This is a genomic window from Amycolatopsis magusensis, assembly GCF_017875555.1.
Taxonomy (GTDB): Bacteria; Actinomycetota; Actinomycetes; order Mycobacteriales; family Pseudonocardiaceae; genus Amycolatopsis; species Amycolatopsis magusensis.
This window is the reverse complement of record NZ_JAGGMS010000001.1, coordinates 2,064,304-2,090,020: the sequence shown is the minus strand read 5'-3', so window position 1 is coordinate 2,090,020 and position 25,717 is coordinate 2,064,304. Positions and strand designations below refer to the sequence as shown.

Annotated in this window: 2 protein-coding genes; both read right to left on the bottom strand. The window is 71.6% G+C overall.

Going from position 1 to position 25,717, the window contains the following annotated elements; genetic code table 11:
* Positions 1–32: 32 nt before the first annotated feature.
* Positions 33–6,698: an SDR family NAD(P)-dependent oxidoreductase gene (locus JOM49_RS09740; RefSeq protein ID WP_209663999.1), complete on the bottom strand. Its 6,666-nt coding sequence runs from the start codon at positions 6,696–6,698 to the stop codon at positions 33–35.
* A complete protein-coding gene (locus JOM49_RS09735) occupies positions 6,698–25,717 on the bottom strand; it encodes an SDR family NAD(P)-dependent oxidoreductase (protein WP_308159058.1) in 19,020 nt (6,339 codons plus the stop codon). The genes JOM49_RS09740 and JOM49_RS09735 overlap by 1 nt, the downstream gene beginning before the upstream one ends.

Sequence of the window (25,717 nt, the reverse complement as noted above, 5' to 3'; positions counted from 1 at the left end):
CCGCAGGTAGTCGCGGAGCCGGTCCTCGTTGGTCATGGCAGCCTCAGGTCGTTGTCGATGAAGGCGAACAGCTCGTCGTCGCTGGCGGAGTCGAACTCGGGGACCACTTCCTCCGGCGGCCCGGCGAGCTCGGCGGCGAGGTGCGCGGCGAGGTCGGCCGGGGTCGGGTGGTCGAAGATCACCGTGGCGTCGAGCTGGGTGCCGGCGGCTGCGTCGAGCCGGTTGCGGAACTCGATGGCCGACAACGAGTCGAAGCCGAGTTCGGCGAAGGCGCGGTCGGCCTCGATCGCGCGGGGCCCGGCGTACCCGAGTACCGCCGCCGCCTCCCCACGGACCAGGTCAAGCAGGAATTCCGCCCGCCCCTCGCCCTCCGGAAGCTTCTGCGGGCTAAAGATGGTCGCCGAGGTCGGGGGCGGTTTTTGGACGGCGGGTGGAACTAGGTCGATCGGTACGAGGGCCGGGTCGTCGAGGGCGAGCGCGGCGTCGAACAGGGCCAGCCCGGCTTCGGCGGACAGCGGGGTGACGCCCGCTCGGGCGAGCCGCCGACGGTCCGCTTCGGCCAGTTCGCCCGCCATGCCGTCGGCCCACGGACCCCACGCGAGCGAGGTGGCCGGGAGGCCCTGGGCGTGCCGGTGTGCCGCAAGTGCGTCGAGGAAAGCGTTTGCGGCCGCGTAATTGCCCTGGCCCGCGCTCCCCAGTGTCCCCGCGGCCGAGGAGAACAGCACGAACCGGTCGACCTCGCCGACGAGCTGGTGCAGGTTCCAGGCGGCATCGACTTTGGGCCGCAGAACCGTTTCGAGCCGCTTGGGGTCGAGGGCGGTGAGCACGCCGTCGTCGAGCACACCGGCGGCGTGCAGGACCGAGGTGACGGGGTGGTCGGCCAGCAGCCGCTCCACCGCCGCCCGGTCGGCTACGTCGCAGGCCACCGTGAGCACCTCGGCGCCGAGCGCCTCCAGTTCCGCCGCGAACTCGGCGGACCCCGGTGCCGCCGGACCGCGACGACTGGTCAGCAGAAGCTGCCGGACGCCGTGCTCGACGACCAGATGACGAGCCACCAGCCGTCCGAGCGCACCAGCCGCACCGGTGATCAGCGTCCACCCCTCCGATCCCCAGCGACCCACCTGACCAGCGGAAACTCGAACCAGCCGAGGCCCGACCTGCTTTTGCCCGCAAAAGCTGATCTGGTCATTTCCGGCATTCAGGGCGGGGATGGTGTGGGGGTGGAGGGAGGCGGAGGGTGGGGTGTCGAGGAGGCCGAATCGGGTGGGGTTTTCCGCTTGGGCCGAGCGCACCAGGCCGCGGACGGTGGCGAGGGCCGGGTCGTCGCCAGGCAGGACGAAGACCAGGCGCGAGCCGTCGAACCGGTCGTCGCCGAGCCACTCCTGGGCGAGAGTGAGCGCCCGCTTGGCCGCGAGGTGCGCGGTCGTGACCACGTCGGACGGGCCGCCGTCCGGGACAGCGGAGACGAGGACGACGTCCGGCACCTCGGTCAGCTCAGCCAGGCTCGCGAACCGCGGTGCCTCAAAGCCCAAATCCGCGCCGACGACCGCGTACCGCACCTCGCCAACCTCGAAAGCAGGCAGCTCCGACCACTCCTGCCGGAACAGCGAGCCCGCCCGCACGGCTGCCGGGCGCAGCGCCAACGACTCCACACTGGCGACCGGCTCGCCCTGCTCGTCCGCGAGCAGCACCGACACCGCGTCCGGTCCCGCCGGGCTCAGCCTCACGCGCAACCGCGTCGCTCCCGGCCGGTGCACCGCGACGCCTCGCCACGAGAACGGCAGGTGCACCCGCCCCGCCTCGCTGACGAACCCGCCGTGCGCCACGCCGTGCAGCGCCGCGTCGAACAACGCCGGGTGCACGCCGAAGCCCGAAGGCGCCACCGGCGCCTCCACCTCGGCGTACACCGAGTCCCCGGAACGCCAGGCCAGCTTTTGCCCGCAGAAGACGCCCGCGTAGGCGGCGCCGCTGGTGGAGAGGTTCTCGTAGAAGTCGGTGAGGTCGATCGGCTCGGCGTCGGCCGGGGGCCAGGCGCGGAGGTCGCCCGGGGCCGGCGGGTTCTCGGCGAGTGCGCCGGACGCGTGCTCGACCCAGGTTTCGCCGTCCGCGCGGGCGTGCACGGCGAGCGAACGCCGTCCCGTCTCGTCGGGGTCGCCGACGCGCACCCGGAGCGCGACCGCGCCCTGTTCGGGCAGTACCAGCGGCGCCACCGAGGTCAGTTCCGCGACCACCGGACTCTCGATGCGGGCGCCGACCTGCGTCGCGAGTTCCACGAACACCGTGCCCGGCACCAGCGGCCTGCCGCCCAGCACATGGTCCGCGAGCCACGGGTGCGCCCGCACGGACAACTCCGCCGTCGCCAGCACCCCGTCCGGCACCTCGATCACGTCGTCCAGCAGCCCGGCCGCCGCGGGTTCCTCGACCCAGCAGCGCACCCGCTCGAACGGGTACCCGGGCAGCGAAAGCCGCCGCTCACGGCCGGTCCGCAAGCGCTTGAAGTCGACGTCGGCACCGCGGACCCACGCTTCGGCCAGGTCAGCGAGATCGTCACCCGACGCCGGTTCCGCCCCGGCCGCCCGGCGGCCGCGGTGGATCCCGTCGGCCAGGTCGCCGCGCAGCTTGCGGCTCAGTTCGTCCACATCGGACGCGATCACGGCCAGCCGCTCGTCCATCGCGTCCCGGCCCTCGGCCAGGGTGAACGCCACCGAGTCCAGGTCGATCGACCGGCCCGCCCACCGCGGTGCCAGTCGCGCGGCCAGCGAAGCGACGGTCACCTCGCCGTCGATCAGCTCGGCGACCTGCGAGATGCCCAGCTCGGCGCCGAGCCGCTCGCCGAACCTGGTCAGCTCCGCGTAGTCGAGCCCCAGTTCGGTCAGCGTTTCCGGCCCGGCGGGCACGCCGAGCACGTCGGCGATCCGGTCGGCCAGCTCCTTCTCGGACGGCTCCGACTGGTCCAAATAGGACAGGAAGCGCCGGGTGAGCGCGGCCAGGCGGTCGTTGTTCTTCGCGGAGAACACGAACAGCCGCGCACGACGCTCGGCGGGCGGCGCCGGAAGCGGATCCGGGTACTCCTCCAGAATCAGGTGCGCGTTCGCGCCGCCGGCGCCGAACGAGCTGATCGCCGCCCGCCGCGGTTGCCCGTCCGACGGCCACGCGGCCACCTCGTGCTGCACCGCGAACCGCGAATCCGCCCAGCCGATCGCCGGGTTCAACGGCTCGGCGTGCAGCGACGGCACCAGTTCCCGGTGCCGCAACTGCAGCACGACCTTGGTCACCGCGGCGATGCCCGCCGCCGATTCGAGGTGCCCGACGTTCGACTTCACCGAGCCGATCGGGAACCGGCCACCGGTCACCCCGAGCCGGTCGAAAGCCTTCTCCAGCCCGGAAATCTCCACCGGATCGCCGAGCGAGGTGCCGGTGCCGTGTGCCTCGAGGTAGCTGACCGACGCCGGTTCGGTGCCCGCCCGCCGGAACGAGTCGACGATCAGCCGGGCCTGCGATTCCGGGTTCGGCACGGAGAAACCGCTGGTCCGACCGCCGTGGTTCAGCGAGCGACCGCGGATCACCGCGTGGATGCGGTCGCCGTCGGCCAGCGCGTCCCGCAGCGGGCGCAGCAGCACCGCGCCGACGCCCTCGCCCGGCACGTAGCCGTCGCCGTCCGCGCCGAAACTGCGGCACCGCCCGTCCGTCGACAGGAACGAGGACTGGCTCAACTGCAGGTACTTGTTGGGGTGCACGGTCAGGTTGACCCCGCCCGCGATGGCGGCTTCGCACTCGCCGGTCAGGATGCTGTCGCACGCCTGGTGGATGGCGGTCAGCGAGGACGAGCACATGGTGTCCAGCGCGACGCTCGGGCCGCGCAGGTCGAAGAAGTACGACGCGCGGTTCGCGATCGCGGCGTTGAAGGAGGACGGGATGAGCCGCGGCGCCTCGCCCCGGCCGCGGACCCCGTACAGCTGGTACTGGCTGTACATCACGCCGACGTAGACGCCGACCGAGCGGCCCTGCCAGGCGGCGGGCGCGTGCCCGGCGTCCTCGAAGGTGTGCCAGACGGTCTGCAGGAACAGCCGCTCCTGCGGGTCGATGACCGCGGCCTCGTTCGGGGAGATGTGGAAGAACAGCGGGTCGAACTCGTCTATGCCGTCCACGAAACCGCCCCAGCGGCTGTACGTGCTGCCGGGCTTTCCCTTGCCCGGCGCGAAGATCGCGTCGTGGTCCCAGCGTCCGGCCGGAACTTCGGCGATGCAGTCGCGGCCCGCCCGCAGGTTCGCCCAGAACTCGTCGAGGTCCTCGGCCATCGGGTACCGGCCGCTGATGCCGACGATCGCGATCTCGTCCGGTTCGCTTTCGACGGTTACCTTCGGGCGTGCGCCGCCGACCGCGGCGAGGATCTTTTCCTGGTCTCCGGCCAATGCCAGCACATGCGAGCGTCCGCCACCGAGCGCGCGACGGAAGATTTCGACGCCGGTCTCGTCGTCGAGGGCCGTCAGCCCGGCGGCGGCGAGTGCCTTTTCGTCGACGCGCATGCCGCCGTTGCGCCAGGCAGGCCAGCCGATCGAGACGGCGTTCTCGTGGTGAGCGGCGAACTCGTCGAGGAAGGCGTTCGCGGTGGCGTAGTCGGTCTGGCCCGGGTTTCCCCACGCGCCGGCGGTCGACGAGCAGAGCACGAAGAAGTCGAGCCGATCGCCTCGCGTCGCGTCGGCCAGGTTGCGCGTGCCAGTCACCTTCGGCGCCAGCACGGCGCGCACGTCGGCGGCGTTCTTGCCGCTCAGGAAGCCGTCGCGGAGGGTCCCGGCCGCGTGCACGATGCCGTTGAGCGCGCCGAAGGTCCGTTTCGCGGTGGAAACCAGGTCGCGCACGTCTTCCGCGCTGGTGACGTCCGCCTGCACGTAGCGAACCTCGGCGCCGAGGGCGCGCAACTCGTCCACGCGGGCGCTGTCGGGAGTGACCAAGCGGCCGCAGAGGACCAGCTTCGCGTGGCGACCGGCCAGGTAGCGAGCCAGCACGAAACCGACTCCGCCGAGGCCGCCGGTGACCAGGTAGACGCCGTGCTCACGCGCGTCACCGAGTGCCGGTGCTTCCGCCGGGCGGAAGGCGCGGGCCTCACGGCGGCCGTTCCGGAGCCGGACGTCGACGTGCTCGGTCTCGGCGAACTCGGCGAGCACCGCGTCGACGGCCTGCGCGACCGGGCGATCGAGCCGGAGCAGGGAGGCGCGGAGGCCGGGGTGCTCGCGGCGGAGGCTGCGAAACATCGCGGCGAGCGGGGCGAGTCGATCGTCCTCGATGCAGCAGACGAGCCGGAGTTCGTCGCCGCGGAGGCGTTCGGCCAGTGCGAGGAACTCGGTCTCCAGATCGGCGGTGGCCGGGAGCCAGAGCACGTTGCGCGCGGTGCCGGTGAACCGGCTCGCGGCGGCACCGAGGCGACCCGCCGGATCAACCGCCGCAACCGCCCCGACATCCACCCCGGAGACCGGCGGCACCCCCTCCCAACCCCCCGCGAAATACCCCACTTCAGCCGGGAAGCTTCTGCGGGCAAAAGCAGGTTCGGCCCCGCTGACCTGCGTGTTCAGGTAGGTGGCGAGGCTGGTGACGGTGTTGTGCTCGAACAGCAGCGTCGGGTACAGGTCGACGCCGAGGGCCGCTTCCAGCTCCTGGACGGTCGCCAACAACGCTGTCGAATCGAGGCCCAGTTCGTAGAATCCGCGACCCTCGTCGAGCGCGGCTGCGTCCACGTCCAGCTTCTCCGCGAGCAGCTCCCGGATCAGCGCCTCGATCGACGCCGAACGCGTCTGCTCGGCCTGCCGCACCTCGACCGGAGCCGGCTTCCCGTTGATCGCGCGCTCGTCCCGCACCCGCTTCGAGGTCAGCCCGCGAATGTGCATCCGCGCCCGCCCGTCCTCGTCGTAGAAGTCGAGGTCACAGGTGTTCAGGTCGGCGTCCTGCCCGCCGTACCGCGGCGGCCGCACGTGGACCCGGCTGTCCCGCCCGGTGCCCGCCCTGGCCCGGAACGACTCGATCAGGATCGGGATGTACGGCCTGCGCTCCTCCGCCAGGTCGGCGAAGCGGCGCTCGAAGTGGTCGGCGAACTGGATGGACAGCAGTGTCGCCGAGTCCAGCGCCGCCGGGTGCAGGTGGAAGTAGCCGAGGTAGTCCGCGGCGGCCGGGCTGACCTCGAGGTCCGCGAGCAGTTCGGCGGCCCCCACGTGCAGGCGCCCGCGTCCGCGCATGAAGTCGCCGTGCACGATGCCGGTGGTGCGGACCGTGCGGTACAGCTCGGCCATGTCGACCACGCGCTCGGCGCCGGTCCGCAGCCGGTCGAGGTCGAGCGACGGCCAGTCGAACTCCTGCCCGAGGTGCAGTTCGCACTCCAGGACGTCGGCCGGATCGCCAGGAGCACCGGATTTCGGCAGCCGCCTGCCGGTGACGCCGACGCGGTACCGGGCGCCGTCGGCGGTGAACCGGAAGCCCAGTTCGGTGTCGAACTCCGCGCTCGCGGCCACCGCCTGCCGGAACAGGATCCGCCGCAGCTCGACCGTGCTGGTGTCCACCCCTTGCGCGGCCAGGATGCGGAAGATCATGTCCAGGAACGAGACCCCGGGCAGGATGCTGGTCCCGTGCACGGTGTGGTCGCGCAACACCGGGTCCTCGGCGCGGATCAGCACCGTGCAGGTCAAGCCGTTCAGCACTTGGTCTCCCATCAGAACCGCAGCTCGAAGAAGGGCGCCGGATCGCTGTGGCCGTTGAGCTCGTGCCCGTTCGGCGGGCCGAACCAGTGGCGGGCGCGCCGGTAGCGGATCGGCGGCAGCGGGACGCGCCGCGGCGTGTGCGCGGGTGCTTCGCCGACGATCAGGTGCGCGTTGGTGCCGCCGAAGCCGAACGAGCTGATCCCGGCCAGCCGCCGCTCGCCCCTGGCCGTCCACGGCTGCGCGACCCGCACCGGGTACAGCGGCGAGTCCTCGAACCGGAACCGGCGGTTGGTGGTTTCGCAGTGCAACGTCGGCGGTAGCTGTCCCTCGCGCACGGCCAGCACCACCTTGATCAACCCGGCGATGCCTGCCGCGCTGAGCAGGTGCCCGACGTTGGTCTTCACGCTCCCGACCCCGCAGAAGCCGAGGTCGGCGGTGTCCGCGCGGAAGACCTCGGTCAGCGCCTTGAGCTCCATCGGGTCGCCGATGCGGGTGCCGGTGCCGTGGGCTTCGACGTAACCGATGTCGGCCGCCGAGACCCCGGCCGCGTCGAGCGCGTCGCGGATGACCTCGCGCTGGGCCTCCGGGTTCGGCGTGGTGATGCCCATCGTGCGGCCGTCGTTGTTGACCGCGCCGCCGTCGAGCACCGCGTAGACGCGGTCGCCGTCGCGCAGGGCGTCGTCGAGGCGCTTGAGCAGCAGCGCACCGGCGCCTTCGCCGAGCACGATGCCGTCGGCGCGTTCGTCGAAGGTGTGGCAGCGGCCGGTCGGGGACAGCGCGCGGCCCTCGCTCATGCCGACGAACGGGATCTCGTCGAGCAGGATCTCGACCCCGCCGGCGAGCGCCATCTCGCATTCGCCGAGCCGCAGGCTCTGCGCCGCGAGGTGCACGCTGACCAGCGAAGACGAGCAGGCCGAGTCGACCACCAGGTTGGGTCCGCGCACATCGAGGAAGTGCGAGACGTGGGCGGCGATGAAGTTCTGCGCCATCCCGCTGATGCTGTCCTTGCCCGCTTCGGTGTGGTGCGCGCCGAAGTTCGAGGTGCGCGAGCCGGCGAACACGCCGACCCGGCGACCGGCGACCTCCTCGGCCGCGTACCCGGCGTCGGCCAGGCATTCGGCGGTGACCTCGAGGAACTGGCGCATCAGCGGGTCGACCTGGGCGGCCGCGGACTCCTCGATCCGGAAGTAGGCCGGGTCGAAGTCCTCGATGCCGTCGAGGAAGCCGCCCCATTTGCTGACCGATTTGCCGGGGGCGTACTCCGGTGCGTAGAAGCGCCGGGCGTCCCAACGCGACTCCGGCACTTCGGTGATGGAATCGACGCCGTCGAGCAGGTTGCGCCAGTAGGTGTCCTTGTCGGGGGCGCCGGGGAAGTGCGCGGCGATGCCGATGATCGCGATCCGGCCGCCGGTTTTCGCGGGCTCCTTGGCCGGGGCGGGTGCGACCGGCTGGTAGTCGCCTTCGAGGTGCCCGGCGAGGCCGCGCAGGGTCGGGTTCTCCAGGAAGGCGGACGGCTCGGCCACGATGCCCAGCTCGCGTTCGAGCACGGCCATCAGCTGGGCGATCATGATCGAGTCGACGCCGAGGTCGGCGAACCCGGTGTCCGGGTCGATGCCGGTGAGGCGCAACTGCCCCTCGAACACCTCGGTCAACCGGGCGAGGAGCCCGCTCACCGGCGCCTTCGGTTCAGCCACCGGCGCGCTCTCCACCCGAGCCACCCGCGGCGGCACGCGGAGCAATCGAGTGACGTCGAACACACCCGGCTCAACCTGGCAAGGCAAGCACACCGCCGCCCCACGCACCCCCTCCGACCTGCGCAAAAGCCCCAAACCAGCTTCTGCGGGCAAAAGACGGATCCCCAGGTCGCGGTAGGGATCGGTGTGGACCTCGGGCATACCGTTCGCGCGCCAGCTCGGCCACTGCAGCGACCGGAACCAGGGGCGGCCGGTGGCGGCCTGATACTCGGCGAACCGGTCGAGGAAGGCGTTGGCCATCGCGTAGTCGCTCATGCCCGCGGCGAGCAGCGGCACCTGCGCGGCGATCGACGAATACAGCACGAAGAACCGCACGGGATCGGCCGAACAGGCGTCGGCCAGCTCACGCAGACCGGCGACCTTCGGCTCCAGCACGGCACGCATCTGGTCGACCCGCTTGCCGACGAAGGCCGGGTTGTCCATCACGCCCAGGCCGGCGCAGTGCACGACCCCCTCGATCGGCCCGAACTCCGCCCGGACCTCGGCGAGCGTCCGCCGCAGCCAGTCGCCGTCGTCCAGACGACCGGCCTCCACGCGGATGCGAACGCCAGGACGTTCGAGGTCGAGCAGGCCGCGCAGCCGCGTGACCAGCTCGGGATCGGTGCCCGGCTCGGCACACAGCTGCTCCCAGCGCGCCCGCTCGGGCAGCGGCCGCCGCCCCAGGAGCACCAGGTTCTCGGTGCCGCGCTCGATCAGATCGGCCGCGGCGAGCCTGCCCAGCGCCCCCGTCCCCCCGGTGACCAGCACCGTTCGGCTTTTGCGGGCAAAAGCAGGTTCGGGGGTGTCGAGGGGTTCCATGGCCGGGAGGTAGCGGACGCCGTCGCGCACGCACGACTCCGTGACCTGCGGGTCAGCCGCCAGCTCGGCGTTGATCACGGCTCGCAGCATCGCCGCGTCGAGGCAGGCCTCGTCCACGTCGATCGTCCGGCCGTTCAGGCCGCGGTACTCGCCGGGCAGCAACCGGCACAAGCCCGCGAAAGCCGCTCCGCGCAGGGTCGGGTCGTCGGCGCGGAAGGTGGTCAGGCCTCGGGTGAAGTGCAGGTAGAACAGGCCCCGCGAGCGGAACCGGGCGATGAGTTCCTGGAGGAGCGTGACCCGCGCCCAGCTCTCCCGGAACCCGTCACCGACGACCTCGCCGGGCCGGGTGAGGTCGGTGAGATCGATGACCCCGTCGTACTGATCGGCCTCGTTCAGGAGGCGCTTCCCGACCTCCGGATCAGCGTCCTCCGCCTCGCTCAGGACGACCACGGTCGCCCCGTCGAACAGCTCACGCGCCACCCGCGCAACGCCCTCACCTGCGAGAACGAGCACCGACATGCTTTTGCGGGCAAAAGCATGATCGGGCGAAACGGACAGGTCGGGGTGCCAGGTTTTGGTGAGGAAGGTGCCCTCGGCCGGGGTGGTGGGGGTGGCGCCGCCCAGCCAGTGGCGGGCGGGTTCGAAGGGGTAGGTCGGCATGGAGGTCTTCGCGGGCGGCGAGGTGTGCAGAGCGCCGAAGTCGAGCTCGGCACCGTCCACCCACATCCGCGCGAGCCGGTTCAGGTCCCGCTCTTCGACCATCCGGCGCAGGTAGTCCTGCCCCTCCGGTTCGGCCAGCCAGCCCTGCTGCGCCCCGGCGCTTCCCGCGACGAACCCGCCCGAGCGGCCTGCCACGAAAGCGGCGAGCGCGTCCCGCAGTTCCGGCACCGAGGTCGCCACGACGGCCAGCCGCTCAGTCATCGGCACCCGGCCCACCTGCGAGGTGTAGGCCAGCGAATCCAGGTCGGCCGACGTCTCGCCGAGGAAGTCCGCCACCTCGGCCGCGTAGGCCCGCAGCCGGTCCGCGGTCCGGGCCGACAGGACGACCAACTGCGGCCCATTTGCGCTGGTCAGCGCCATCGGACCAGCTTCTTCCAGCACAACGTGCGAGTTCACCCCGCCGAAGCCGAACGAGCTGACGCCCGCGCGGCGCACCCCGTCGGACGGCCATTCCCGGGACTCCAGGACCGGCGAGAACCGGGTGCCTTCGATGCGGATCAGCGGGTTCAGCCGCTCGACGTGCAGCGTCGCGGGCAGTCGCCGGTGCCGCATGGCGAGGATGACCTTGAGCATCCCGGCCACCCCGGCCGCCGGTTCCAGGTGCCCGATGTTGCTCTTCACCGTGCCCAGCCCGCAGGCCACCGCCTCGGCGCCGGTCGCGAGCCGCCGGTTCGCGGCCTGGATGGCCTCGATCTCGATCGGGTCGCCCAGTTCGGTGCCGGTGCCGTGCAACTCCAGGTAGGAGACCGATTCGAGCGGCACCCCGGCGTCCCGGTAGGCCTCCACCAGCAGGTCAGCCTGCGCTTCCGGGTTCGGCGCGGTCAGCGAGCTGGCGTGCCCGCCGTGCCCGACCGCGCTGCCCCGGATGACGGCGTGCACGCGGTCGCCGTCGGCGAGAGCACGCGACAACGGCTTCAGCACCAGCGCCGCGACGCCCTCGCCCTTGACGTAACCGTCGGCGCTCGCGTCCATCGTCTTGCAGCGGCCGTCCGGCGAGAGCACGCCGAGCTGGTTCCCGGCAACCACCGTCTGCGGCGCCAGGATCAGGCTGACCCCGCCGACGATCGACAGTTCCGTCTCGCCCGAGCGCAGCGACTTCACCGCGCGGTGCACCGCGACCAGCGAACTGGAGCAGGCGGTGTCGATGCTTTCGCTGGGTCCGCGCAGGTCGAGCAGGTACGACAGGCGGTTGGCCAGCATGGTCCGGGCGAGGCCGGTGCCGGCGTAGGCGTTCGCCCCGTCGCCGCCACCGCCGAGGACCATCGCCTCGTAATCGGTGAACTGCGTGCCGACGAACACCGACACCGCACGCCCGGCCAGCTGGTCCGCGCGGCAGGCCGCGTCCTCGATCGCCTTCCACGCGTGCTCGAGGAACAGGCGGTGCTGCGGGTCCATCACCTCGGCTTCGAGCGGCGAGATCTTGAAGAACAGCGAGTCGAACTCGTCGACGCGGTCGAGGAAGCCGCCCCAGCGGGCCGTGCCCTCGAAGCGTTCGGCCAGCTCACGCCAGTCCCAGCGCTCGGGCGGGGTCTCGGTGATGAGGTCCTGGCCGCGGTCGAGGTCGCGCCAGAAGCCGTCGAGGTCGGGCGAGCCGGGGAACCGGCCGCTCATGCCGATGATCGCGATGGGCTCGTTGGCCGCCGGGACCTGCCTGACCGGCTCGGGAGCCGGTGCCGGTGTCGATATCGGTGTCGGTTCCGGGGTCTCGGTGGTCGTGGTGAACAGGTCGTCGCCGAACTCGGCGGTCAGGTGGGCCGCCAGCTTGGCGATGGTGTTGGCGCCGAACAGCGTGGTGGTCGGCACGTCGACGCCGTACCGCTCCTCCAGCTCGATCGACAGCGTCTTCAGCCCGAACGAGTCGAGGCCGTATTCACCGAAGCCCGCATCCAGTTCGAGCGCTTTGACCGGAGTGTCCAGGATGCCGGAGATCAGCTCACGCACCTCCTCCACCGCCGACCGCGTTTTCCCAGGTGAGGACGCCGCCGCGGGGACCGATCGGCTTTTGCCCGCAAAAGCTTTCCGGGGGTTGGGGGTGGTGGAGGTGGTGATCAGGGTGGTCATGCGGGCTGGGTCGCCGGGCAGCACGACGAGCTGGGTTCGGCCAGCTCGAAGGGCGAAGTCGAGTGCTCGCTCACCTTCGGCGTCGCTCAGGTAGCGGAAGCCGGTGGCCGTGAGGTAGCGCTGCTCGTCTTCGGCGTCGACATGCATGCCGCCGTCCCGCCACATCGGCCAGCCGATCGAGACCGTGTGCCCCTGCCGCTCCCCGGCGGCCCGGCGCTGCTCGCGCCAGCCGGCGAACCCGTCCAGGAACCGCGCGCCGACGCCGTAGTCGACCAGCCCGTAGTCACCGAGGTGCCCGGCGATCGACGAATACAGCACGAACAGGTCCAGCGGTTCGTCCCGTGTGACCTCGTCGAGCACGGTCGGCCCGCCGATCCGCGGGCGCAACTGCTCGCGGTACTCGGCCAGGTCCTTGCCGGGCAGCGGGTGGCCGCTGACCGTCCCGGCCAGGTGGAACACGCCGTGCAGCGCGCCCCAGCGGGCCTTCACCTCGGCGACCACGGCCGCCATGCGGTCGCGGTCGTCCACCGCGCCGGAGAAGTACTCGACCTCGCCGCCGAGGGCGCGGAGTTCGGCCAACCGGGCCTGCTTTTCCGCGTCCAGCGGGGACCGGCCGACGAGCGCGATCCGGGCGCCGTACTGCTTGGCCAGCATGCTCGCGAGCCGGATCCCCAGACCACCCATACCCCCGCTGACCAGGTACGTTGCCCCCTCGCGAAGGGGCGAACCTGCATTTGCCCGCAGAAGCTTGCGGGCGGTGGGGGTGAGGCGGGTGGGGCCGTGGTGGCGGACCATCGTGGTGTCGAGGGCGCCGGCGGACAGCTCCGCGAGCAGCCGTGGATCCTGCTCGCCGCCGTCCAAGCGGATCACGTTGAAGGTGGCCTCCGGCGCGATGGCCCGCAGCGAGCCCGCGAACCCGCCCCACATCTCGGCGTGCGGGAGTACGTCCGGCGTACCGACCTGGATGCGGTCCAGGGTCACGCCCGATACCTTCATGGCCGCCCTGAGCAGCAGGAACAGCGATTCGTGCCCCGGGCCGCCGGTCAGCGACCACAGGTGCGCGACCCGTCGCACGCCCAGGCCGGACACCGCGGTCAGCAGGCGTTCGTAGTCCTCCGGCCGGTCCGGCGCGATCTCGAAGACCCGGTCCGGCAGCTCGCGGAAGCCGTCGCCGGGACGCACCAGCACGGTCGTGTCGCCGAGCGGGACCGGCTGACGCGCGAACACCAGCACCGGCTCGCGCACCGGCTCGGCGGCCACCGGTTCGGCGGGCTCCCAGTCGGTGGAGAAGCAGGTCACCGGGGATTCCGGCGTGCTGGTGAACCAGTGCCGGTCGGCCGCGAACGGGTAGGTCGGCAGGGACCGCAGCCGCGGCGTCCGGCGGTAGGTGGCAGCCCAGTCGACCTCGGCGCCGCGCACCCATGCCTCGGCCAGTTCCTCGGGCGTGCCCGAAGTGATCCGAGGCGCGCTGACCCCGCGCTCGACCCGCCCGATGCTTTTGCCCGCAAAAGCATTCTGGAGGTATTCGTGCAGGTGGGAGCGGGTTTCGTCGGGGGTGCGGGCGACGAAGGCGAGGCGTTCGGGGAAGTCGGGGCGGCCCACCTGCAGGGTGTAGGCGGCGCCCGCGAGGTCCTCGGTCCACGCGCTTGAGGCCGCGAAAGCCGCCACGTAGGCACGCAGGCGTTCGGGGTCTTTCGCGGAGAAGGTGAACACCAGGGGTTCGTCCACGGCGACCGGCGCCGGTGCCGCGTACTCCTCCAGCACCACGTGCGCGTTCACGCCGCCGTAGCCGAACGAGCTGAGGCCCGCCCGCCGCGGCGCGCCGTCGGGGGCAGGCCAGTCGGCGCTTTCGGTCGGCACGTGGAACGGCGAACCGTCGAGCCGCAGGTACGAGTTCAGCTCCCGCACGTTCGGGTTCCCCGGGATCCGCCGGTGCCGCAGCGCGAGCAGGGCCCGCAGCAACCCGGCGATCCCGGCGGCGGGCTCCAGGTGCCCGATCACGTTCTTCAGCGCCACCAGCGCGCACGTCGGTTCCGCGGGCATCGGCTTGTCCCACCGCCGGTACAGCTCGGTGAACGCCTCGCGCAGGCCGTTGACCTCGGCCGGGTCCCCGATCATCGTGCCGGTGCCGTGCGTCTCGATGTAGCCGATCGTCGACGGGTCGACGCCCGATTCGGCATTTGCCCGCAGAATCACGTCGGCCTGGGCGGCGGGGTTGGGGGCGGTGAGCGAGTTGGAGCGGCCACCGTGGTTGATCGCCACGCCACGCAGCACGGCGTGGATCGGGTTGCCGTCGGCGAGCGCGCGGCTCAGCCGCTTCAGCACCACGGCGCCGACGCCCTCACCACGCACGTAACCCGCGGCTTCGGCGTCGAACGCCCGGCCCACGCCGTCCGGGCTGAGCATGCCCGCGCGTTCCAGCGAAGCGAAGCTGACCGGTGAGAGCAGCACGCTCACCCCGCCCGCGATCACCGTCTCGCAGTGCCCCAGTTCGATCGCTTCGGCGGCGCGGTGCAGCGCGACCAGCGAACTGGAGCACGCAGTGTCGACCGGTTCGCTCGGTCCGTGGAAGTCGAAGTGGTACGAGATCCGGTTCGCCAGCATCGACGGCGTGAGCCCGGTCGAGGCGTAGGCGTCCACCGGCACGCCGGACCGCTGGATCAGCTCGGCGTACTCCGACGGCCCGACCCCGACGAACAGCCCGGTCCGCGAACCGGCCAGCGAGCGCGGGTCGATGCCGCCGTCCTCCAGCGCGCTCCACACCGTCTGCAGCAGCAGCCGCTGCCGCGGGTCCATCCACTTCGCCTCGCGCGCGGAGATGCCGAAGAACAGCGGATCGAACTTGTCGATCTCCGGCATGAACCCGGCCCGGTTCACCCGGGTGCGGTCCGCACGCTCGGCCGGGTCGCCGTAGAACTCGCGCCAGTCCCAGCGGTCCGCCGGGATTTCGCCGATCAGGTCCTCGCCGCGCTCGGCGGCCGCCCAGAACGACTCCAGGTCACGACCGCCCGGCAGCACCCCGGCCATGCCGACGATCACCACCGGGTCGTCGGCGGCCGCGGGTGCCGGGGCGGGCTCGGGGGCGGTGAACGTGTGTTCGTCACGCAGCCGTTCGGTCAGCGCGGTGACCGTCGGCGCGGCGAGGAACACGTCCGGTGTCAACGGCACGCCGAGCGCGTCGCCGAGCAGTTCGGCGAGCTTGACCAGGCTGAGCGAGTCGAGCCCGTGCTCACCGAAGGTCCGGTCGGGGTCGAGTTCGCCGGCGGGGAAGCCGGTGATCTCGGAAAGCGCGTCCAGTACCCGCCCCCGCACGTCCACCGACGGGGTCGCCGGAGCCGCCTGGGCGCGTTCGGGGATCCAGCAGTGGACCCGCTCGAAGGGGTAGGTCGGCAGCGAGATCGGGGCCGGGCGCGACGGGTAGAGCGCGAACCAGTCGAACTCCTCGCCCGCGGTCCAGCGACGAGCCAGCTCGTGGAGGCCGCCGTCGGGTCGTGCGGGACGCGGGTTCAGCCAGGACTCGGCCCGCACGGAACCGGTCTGACTCGCGGAGTCCTGCGCGCCATCGAGGAATGCCCGTAGCGAAGCCAGGAGTGAGTCCACAGTGGAGGCGACGATCGCGAGCCGCTCGCCCATCGCTTCACGACCGGCCTGCAGGGTGAACGCCACCCTGGTCAAGTCCACATCGGACGATCCGGGCAGCATGGCGGCGAGCTGCCGCAACGTGGTGCCCTCGTGCACCGCGCCACCGGCGCCCACCAGGCGCATCAGCTCGGTCGGGTCCAGCCCCAGTTCGGCGAGCGTCTCGTCCGCCGAGGCACCGGGCACTCCCGCCAGTTCCGCGGCCCGTGCGGGATCGGCACCGCCACGGCCGAGGAACTCGACCATGTCCGTGGCGACCGCACGCAAGCGGTCCTGGTTCTGCGCCGAGAAAACGAAGAGCAGCTCACCGGACGCCGTCGTGCGCGCGGGTTCCGGGTACTCCTCGACCACAAGGTGTGCGTTCGAACCACCGGCACCGAAGGCGCTCACCCCGGCCCGCAGCGGCGTGCTGCCCGTCCAAGGCGAATGCGAGCGCTGCACCTCGAACGGCACCGACGACCAGTCGATCTTCTGGTTCAGCCGGTCGGCGTGCAGCGAAGGCACGAGTTCCCGGTGCCGTAGTTGCAGCAGCACCTTGGTCAGCGCGCCGATCCCGGCCGCCGACTCCAGGTGCCCGACATTCGACTTCAGCGAACCGAGCGCGATCTTCGGGCCGTCCGTCCCGAACGCCCGCGTCAGACCGGCCATCTCCGCCGGGTCACCGAGCGCGGTCCCGGTGCCGTGAGCCTCCACATAGGACACCGACTGCGGCTCGACCCCGGCCTGTTCCAGCGCTTTGCCGATCAACCGGCCCTGCGCCTGCGGGTTGGGCACGGCGAACCCGCCGGTCTTGCCGCCGTGGTTGACCGCGCTGCCGAGCACCACGCCGAGGATGCGATCGCCGTCGCGTTCGGCCGCGGCCAGCGGCTTGAGCAGCACCGCGCCGACGCCCTCGCCCGGCACCATGCCGTCGCCCCCGTCGCCGAAGCTGCGGCAGCGGCCGTCCGACGAGGTGAAGCCGCCGGTGGCGAGCTGGGTGTACTTGCGCGGGTGCGGGGTCAGGTTGACGCCACCGGCCAGCGCGTAGTCGATCTCGCCGAGCCGGAGCGCCTCGCAGGCCAGGTGGAGCGCGGTCAGCGAGGACGAGCACATGGTGTCGACGGCGAGGCTGGGACCCTGGAAGTCGAAGAAGTAGGACACCCGGTTCGCGATGGACGAGTAGCCCATGCCGCCGGCGATGCCGTCGGAGTTTTCGACGAGCTGGTAGTGGCCGTACATCACGCCGACGTAGACGCCGACCGACGAGCCACGCAGGCGTGCGCGCGGATAGCCGCCGTCCTCCAGGGTTTCCCAGGCGGTTTGGAGGAAGAGGCGCTCTTGGGGGTCGGTGTATTCGGCCTCGCGCTTGGACATCTGGAAGAACTTGGGGTCGAACTCGGCGATGCCGTCGAGGAAGCCGCCCCAGCGGCTGATCGGGGTGCCTGCGACTTCGCTGCGGTCGCGCCAGTTCCAGCGGTCCGCGGGTACTTCGGTCACCGAGTCGCGGCCGGTGCGGAGGTTGTGCCAGAAGGTGCCGAGATCGCGGGCACCGGGATAACGCCCGGCGACGCCGATGATCGCGATTTTGTCGGCGGGATGGGCCGACGGACTCACCGGGCTGGTGACCGCGGCCGGGCCGGTGATGGCAGCCGGTTTGGCGGCGGCTGGGCTGGCGATCGCGGCCGAGGGGGTGATGGTTGCCGGGGTCACCGCGGCCGAGGTGGTGCCAGCGGCCGGGTTGGTAGCCGCCAAGATGGGGGCGGCTGGTGGGGCGGTGGCGGCCGGGATGATGGCGGCCGGGGCGGCCGGGGTGGTCGGGGTGGGGGTGAAGTGGGCGGCGTGGTGGGTGGTGAAGTAGTCGACCAGTTCGCGGATGGTCGGGTATTCGAAGAGCAGGGTGGCCGGTAGTTCCGGCACCACCGTCGTAAGCCGGTCGACTACCTGGGAGGAAGTCAGCGAATCGATGCCGAAGTTTTCGTAGGTTTCATCCTCGAAAAGGCGTTCGTCCGGGACCTGGAGTACCTCGCGGAAAGCGCTGCGCACAAATTCCAGCACCGACGAATCAGCAACAGAAGCAGCGGCCTTTTCCGCGACCACCACATGCTGCGTGTGTCCCTCATCCGCGGGCATCGCCTTGCTGCGCGAGAAACCGGCCAAATCCAGGGCGTGACGCCAGCCGTCGCCGGAAAGCAAAGGTGAACCTGGGAGGCGTAGGTGTGCGTCGGTGTTCAACCACCAGCCGTCCAGCAGGCCGAAGGTGAGGGTCGCGGTGATGACGTTCTTGCTGGCTTCGTTGAGCACCAGCCAGCCACCGTCGGCGAGCAGGTCGACCACACGACCGAGGGTGTCGAGCAGGTCGCCGGTCGCGTGCAGCACGTTCGCCGCGATCACCAAGTCGAATTCGCCGGGCGTGAAGCCTTGCGCGCCCAGATCACGGCTGACGTCCAAGGTTTTGAACTCGACGAACGGGTAATCCGCACCGAAGCGCTCACGGCCGTGTCGCAGGAAAGCCATCGAAATGTCGGTGTAGACGTAACGGACATCGGGGGTTCCGGCGAGGGCGGGCAGCACCTCGGCGGTGGTCCCGCCGGTGCCCGCGCCGATTTCCAGCACCCGCAACGGCTGCCCGGCGACGCGGCCCCGCACCGCCGAGGTGACCAGGTGGTTCGCGCGGTCCACCACCGGGCTTCCCCGGTAGGCCCCTTCGACCAGCGCCGTGGACCCGCCCGGGAACATCACATCGGTGGCCCGGACTTCGCCTCGCAGAACACCGAAGAGGTTCTGCATGCACGGCACCAACAGCACATCGAACCGGTTCAACGCGGGGGTCTCAGCGCACAGCTCGGCCAGCTCGCGTTCCGGGTCACCGGCCACCGGACGTCCGGCGACACGCAGCTCGCCACCGGATTCCGTCAGGTAGCCGCCGACCGTCAGCACGCGCAGCAGTTCGGCGAACAGCCGCTGCTGCTTGTCCTGCACCCCGATCCGCGCCGCGAGTGACGCGGCCGTCCAGCGTTCGGCCTCGCCGGTGAACACGCCCTGCGCGCGGAACAGCGTCCACAGCCAGTCCAGCATGATCCGGTCGAGGGTGGCGTCGTCGGCTTCGGTGAGCAGCCGCGGAACCGGTGGCAGTGCGGCGAGTTCGTCCAGCGGGCCCCACTCCCCGGCCGGGAACTCCACGCCCGCCGTGGCCAGCACCTCGCGGCTGGCCTTGGTGACCACCACCTGCGGCTCGGCGTGCCCGAGCACGTGCTCGACGGCGGCCATGCCCTCGGCCGGGTCGAGCGAGAAGATGCCCTGGCGGGCCAGCCGCTCCCGGTAGTGATCCTGCGCGACGATGCCGACCGTGCCCCAGAACCCCCAGTTGATCACCCGGACCACGGCGTCCAGCCGCGTGCCGAGGAAGTGCGCGAAGGCGTCCTCGAAGGTGCTGCCCGCCGCGTAGTTGCTCTGCCCGGCGCTGCCGGACAACGCCACCGCCGACGAGAAGAACAGCACGAAGTCCAGCGGCACCGAGCCGACCGCGGCCAGCAGGGCCACGCTGACCTTGGTTTTCGCGTCCAGGGCGGCCCGGAACGTGCCCTCGTCCATGTTCTGCAGCAGCTGGTCCCGCAGCACGATGGTCGAGTGGAAGACGCCGTGCAGGGCACCGTGTTCCGCGATGACCTCCTGCACGACCTCGCTCAGCGCATGAGCGTCACCGGCGTCCGCGCGCCGGTAGGACACCGGCCCGAGTGCCTGGAGCCGCTGCCGCTTGGCCTCGTCCAGTTCGCTGCGGCCGACCAGCACCACCTTCGCGCCGAACTCCCGCACCAGCCACTCGGTCAGTTCCAGCCCGATTCCCCCGGCTCCGCCGAGGATCAGGTAGACGCCGCCACGGCGGAATCGCGCCTCCGAAGTGGACGGTGCGACGGGCAGTAACCGCCGCCGGTGCACCACGCCACCGCGCACGGCCAGCGGGCTCGCCGTGCCAGGCAGGCCGGTGACCAGCGACGCGACCGCCGCCGGCTCCTCGTCCACCGAGCTGTCGAGCAGCGAGACAGTCCACTGTGGAAACTCCTGGGCGAGCGACAGCGTCAGCCCGTGCAGGCTCGCGGCGAACGGGTCACGCACCTCGCGCACCCCGCACGCGTCCTCGGTGACCACGGCGAACCGCACCGAGCGCACCGAACGCAGGCGCTTGACCAGGCGGAACAGCGTGAGAACCCCACGTTGCTGGCTGTCCTCCAGCGCGGCAAGATCGTCCGGGCGCCCGGTGTCGGCGCCGTGGAGCAGGTAGACGGCGTCCGGCTCACCGGTGAGCGCGTCGATCCCGGCGGGCTCCGCGACCTGCGGGCTGCCGCCGAGCAACTTCACCAACTCGTCGGCCAGTCGTGCCGACGACCGGTCACGGATGACCCACGCAGCGCGCGCCGGGGTCGCGGTCACGGCGGAGTCCGGCTCGGCTACCCAGTCCGGGGCGTAGAGCAGGTCGTCCAGCGCCGCGGGCGAGGCCGACCGGGTGAAGCCGTCGGGCGCCTGGACCGGCCGCAGAGCCAGGTCACGCATCCGCACGCACACCGCGCCCGATTCGTCGGTCAGCGTCAGGTCGTAGCGGTCCGGCCCGGCCGGGACCACGTGGGCGTAGCCGACCCGTTCCGGCAGGCGCAGTACCTCGACCGCCGCGACCGCGTACGGCACCATCGGCGTGCCGGACGTCCGGTCGCGCAGCACGGCGAAGGTGTGAAGCGCGCTGTCGAGCAGCGCGGGCGGCAGCCCGCACCCCTCCAGGCCTTCGGGCACGACGATCCGCGCGAGCGCTTCGCCCGCGCCCCAAACGATCCAGTCGATGCCGCGCAACGCCGGCCCGTAAACCAGCCCGGCTTGGTCGAGATCGGCGTACAGCTCGGTGCCGTCGACCCGTTGTGCGCAGCGAGCCTCGACCTCACCGATGCGCACCGGCGCGCCGTCGTCACCGTTGAACGGCTCGATGTCGCCCTGCGCCAGGGTGACCGTGGCGTTGTCGACCTTGCCGAGCAGCGTGAACGAGGTGCCGCCGTCGACCCGGCGCAGGCGCAGCCAGGACGTGCGTGCCTGGTCACCGACCACCAGCGGCCGCAGCCAGCGGACGTTGCGCAGCACCAGCCGCGTGCCGGACCCGGTGGCGACCTCGGCCGCCGCGCGGGCCATCTCCAGCGCCGCCACCCCGGGCAGCAGGTGCAGGTCGCCGACGCGGTGGTCCCGGATCAACGGGTGGTCAGGGCCGAAATCGGTGGTGAAAGCGAGGCCGCCGTCCAGCGAAAGGTCGGTGTCGATCCGGTCCAGCAACGTCGGTGTCGTGGCCGTGCCCAGCTCGCGGCGCTGCTTCGGCGCGCCCTCGGTGATCCAGCAGCGCAACCGCTCGAACGGGTAGCCGGGCAGCGGGATCCGCGTGCCGCCCGCGTCGAGCCGTGCCCACTCGACCGTCGCTCCACGGACCCACTGCTGCGCGACTCCAGCCAGATCGCCCGGCGCGATTTCCGCTTTGCCGCCCGAAGTCCGGCCGCGGACGGTGCCGGTCCACCACTCACCGGTCTGACCGGCCGCGAACGCCCGCAACGAGGTGACCAGCGAAGCGACCGTCGTCGCCTGGAACACGGCGCGTTCCTCCAGCGCCTCCCGGCCGACCTGCAGCGTGAACGCGAGATCGGCGGGGTCGATCGGCGAACCGTCCAGGAAGTCGGCGAACTCACCGGCGAGCACGGCCAGCCGTTCGACGGTCTTGGCCGAGAACGGGAACAACCGAGCCTGCTCCACAGTGGACACAATCGGCTTCGAGGGAGCCTCGGAGATCACCAGGTGCGCGTTCGCGCCACCGGCACCGAACGAGCTGATGCCCGCCCGCAGCGGACCACCGTCCGGCGCGGTCCACGGCGAAACCTCGCGCTGCACGTAGAACGGCGAGTCCGCCCAGTCGATGTTGGGGTTGACCGGATCGGCGTGGATGGACGGCGCGAGCTGCCGGTGCCGCAGCTGCGCCAGCACCTTGCCGAGCGCGGCCATGCCCGCGGCCGACTCCAGGTGGCCGATGTTCGACTTCACCGAGCCGATCGGCACACTGCCCGCGGCCAGCCCGGAATCGACGAACGCCCGGCTCAGTCCCCGGATCTCCACCGGGTCACCAAGCGAGGTTCCGGTGCCGTGAGCCTCCACATAGGACAGCGAGGCTGGGTCGACCCCGGCCACCTCGATCGCGCGGCCGATCAGGTCGCCCTGCGCGACCGGGTTCGGCACGGTGAACCCGTTGGTGCGGCCGCCGTGGTTGACGCTGCTGCCCAGGATCGTGCCGTAGACGTGGTCGCGGTCGGCGATCGCCTTGCTCAGCGGCTTGAGCAGGACCGCGCCGACGCCCTCACCGGGCACATAGCCGTCGCCGCCCTCGCCGAAGCTGCGGCACAGCCCGTCGCTGGAGGTGAACTGGCCCTGCCCGAGGAACCGGTACTTGTACGGGTGGACGTGCAGGTTCACCCCACCGGCGATGGCCAGGTCGGTGTCGCCGTTGCGCAGGTCGGCGATGGCCAGGTGGATGGCCGAAAGCGCCGACGAGCACATGGTGTCCACCGCGAGGCTCGGGCCGTTGAGGCCGAGCGAGTACGAGACGCGGTTGGCGATCGAGGCGTACGAGGACGCCGCAATCCGCCCGTTTTCGGCTTCGTAGAGCTGGTACAGCGCGTACATCGCGCCGACGTAGACCCCGACCCGGCCGGTCCGCAGGTCTTGGCGGGTGTACCCGGCGTCTTCGATGGTGTGCCAGGCGGTTTCCAGGAACAGCCGCTCCTGCGGGTCGATGATCTCCGCCTCACGCGGGGAGATGCCGAAGAACAGCGGGTCGAACTTGTCGATGTCGTCGAGGAACGAGCCCCAGCGGCTGTATTCCACCGCGCGGTCGGCCTCGGTGGCGTTGTCGTAGTCGCGCCAGTCCCAGCGGTCCGCCGGGATCTCGGTGATCAGGTTCCGGCCGGCCCGCAGGTTTTCCCACAGCGCGTCGAGGTCGTCGGAACCGGCGAAGCGCGCGCTCATGCCGATGATCGCGATCGGCTCGTTCTCGCGGACCTCGTACCGGACCGGTTCCGTTGCCGCCGCCGGCTCTTCGGGCGCGATCTCGTCCACAGTGGACGGCAGCAACGCCGCGAGCGTATCCGCGTGTCGTTCGACGAAGTAGCCGGTGATCGATGCCAAGTCCTGGTACTCGAAGAACAACGTCTTCGGGACCGAGCCGAAGTGCTCCTCCAGCACCCTGGTCAGGTCCATGATCAGGATCGAGTCGATGCCGTAGGCCTCGAACGCCACGCCGGGGTCCAGGTCCTCGGCGGGCATGCCGAACACCCCGGCGAGGATGCCGCGCAGGAACTCCTCGGTGCGCGCGGTCAAGCTCTGCGCCGGAGCCGCCGCTGTGACGGGCGCGGTCAGCTTGGGCGTGTGGACGAGCAGCTCGGCGACCTTTTCCTGCCGCCCGCGGGCGATCACCACCTGCCCGGCGTCCAGCGAGATCGCCGCGTCGAAGGCGGCCAGCCCGGCGCTGGTCGGCAGCGGCGCCAGCCCGGCTCGCTCGACCATCCGCTCCTGCGCGGCGGCGTCCATTTCCATGCGGATGCCGCCGTCGGCCCACAAGGACCACAGCAGGGAGATCGTGCGGCCTGAGCGCCTGCCCTCGCGGCGGCGGGCCTCGCGCCAGCCCGCGAACGAGTCCAGGAACCGGTTGGCGAAGGCGTAGTCCGCCTGCCCGGGGGTGCCCGCGACGCCGGACATCGACGAGAACACCACGAAGAAGTCGAGCGGGTAGTCCGCGGTCGCGCGGTCCAGTTCGATCGTGCCGCGCACCTTCGGCGCGAGCACCTCGTCGAACTCGGCCTCGGTCTTGCGCAACAGGAAGCCGTCGCGGGTGACCCCGGCCAGGTGCAGGACCCCGTGCAGGGCGCCGTACTCGTCGCGGACGCGCTCGACGAGCCGACCGGCCGCACCCGGTTCACCCAGGTCAGCGGGCCAGTACACGGCGTCGACCCCCTGCAGCCGCAGGGCTTCCAGTCCGGGGCCCGGCTCGGGTGAGCGCCCGGTCAGCACGAACCGCGGGCGGCCGTGCGCGGCCAGGTGCGCGGCGAAGATGCGGCCGAGTCCGCCGAGGCCACCGGTGATCAGGTAGACGCCGCCGTCGCGGACCGCCAGTCCGAGTCCGGTCTGCTGGAAGTCCTCGACCGGCTCCCAGCGCCGGACCCGCCGTTCCCCACCAGCACGTGAGACGGCGAATTCGTGTTCGGTGGCCCCGAGTTCGGCGGCGAGGTGCCCGGCGAGGTCGCCGGTTTCCTCCGGCGCCAAGGTCAACACGGCGGCCAGGAAGGCGGGCTGCTCGTTCGCGACGGCCTTGGCCAGCCCGTCGAGCGCGGCGGCGAGGCTGTCGTCGAGTGCGCCCCGATCGGCGTGGCAGTACAGCAACCGCGTGCGCCCGGCGAATTTGGCGTGTGACCAGCCGCGGAACAGCTTGGCCATGCGGCGCGCGTCCTGCCCGAACGGGCCCTGGTCGGCAGGCAGCGAGATCGCGTCCCAGACGATCGCGGCGGGCTGCTCGTCGCGGCGTTTGAGTTCCTCGAACAGGGCGGTCCAGTCCTGTTCCTCGTCGAACCGGAGCCGCCAGCCGTCGCCGTCCGCGGTGAAGCTGCCACCGGGCCGCACCATGCGGCCGCCCAGGGTTTCCGCGAGCGTGGGGTCGGCACCGATCACCAGCACCGGATCGGCCGCGCCGGGCCGCTCGGCCAGGGGCGCGGGCCGCCACACCGGCGTGTAGGCCAGCGTGCGCACGGATTCGGCCTGCTCGGTCGTGACCAGCGCGTGCTCCGCGCGCAGCACCCGGGTCATCAGCCCGCGCATGCGCAGGACGAGCCGTCCGTCGTCGTCGAGCAGGGTCAGGTCGTGGCTGGTCTGCTCGGCGTCGGCCGGGGCGTCCGGGTCGGACGGCACCGCGTGCACCCAGCCCCGGCGCGGCAGCGGCCGGACGATCTCCAGCGAGGTCAGCGCGAACGGGAGCCGTCGACGGCCGTCACCACCGGGATCGGCGGCGGTCCACAACGCGGCCTGGAGCATTCCGTCCAAAAGGGACGGGTGCAGGGTGAACGCCTCCGGGGTGTGGTCGGCCGCATCCGGCACCTCGACCCTGGCCAGCACCTCACCGGGACGGCTGGCCAGCGAGCGCAACGGCTGGAAGCTCGGGCCGTAGCCGCCACCCATCCGGTCGAAGACCTCGTAGCACTCCGGCCCGTCGAGCACCCGCGGGCAGCGCTCACGGATCGCGGACAGGTCGGTCACCTCGGCCAGCGCGGCCTGCTCCGGTTCGCCGAACAGCAGCGTGCCCGCCGAGCACAGGTCGTCGCCGTGCCGGATCTCGTACGCCACGCCCTCGGGCGCCGGCGCGAGCCGGACCCGCACGTCCACCGGGTCGTGGGTGACCAGGACCGGCCGCGACCACAGCACGTTCACGATGCCCCGGACCCGGCCGCCGCCCGCCGCGGTGGCTGCGGCGAGTTCCAGCGCGGCCACCGCGGGCAGCACCTTCAGCTCACCGATGGCGTGGTCACGCAGGAAGAACTCGGCGCCGGTCAGCCGGGTGGCGAACTCGCGGCTGTCCGGGCCGGTGGCCACGCCGAGCAGCGGGCGGGCCTGGACCGCGGGCTCGGGAACCCAGTACTTCTTGGTGGCGAACGGCGGTGTCGGCAGGGAAAGCCGCGCGGGCCGCCCGTCCGGGTACAGCGCGTTCCAGTCCACTTCGGACCCGCGCACCCACTGCCTGGCCAGCTCCTCGAGTTCCGTCGCGTCAGCGGGCAGGCGTCCCTCGTCGGCGGTGCCTCGCAGCACGCCCTCCGAGTTCGCCAGGCGCCGCCGCAGTTCCGCGACCGAACCGGCGATCACCGCCAGCCGTTCACGCAGCGGCTCGCGGCCGGTCTGCAGGGTGCAGGCGATCTCGGCGAGCGCGGCGTCCGGATGCGCGTCGAGCCAGTCGAGCAACAGCCCGGTGTAAGCGGTCAGCTGCTCCGGACCGGCGGCCGAGAGCACCACGAGCTGGTTCTTCTGCAC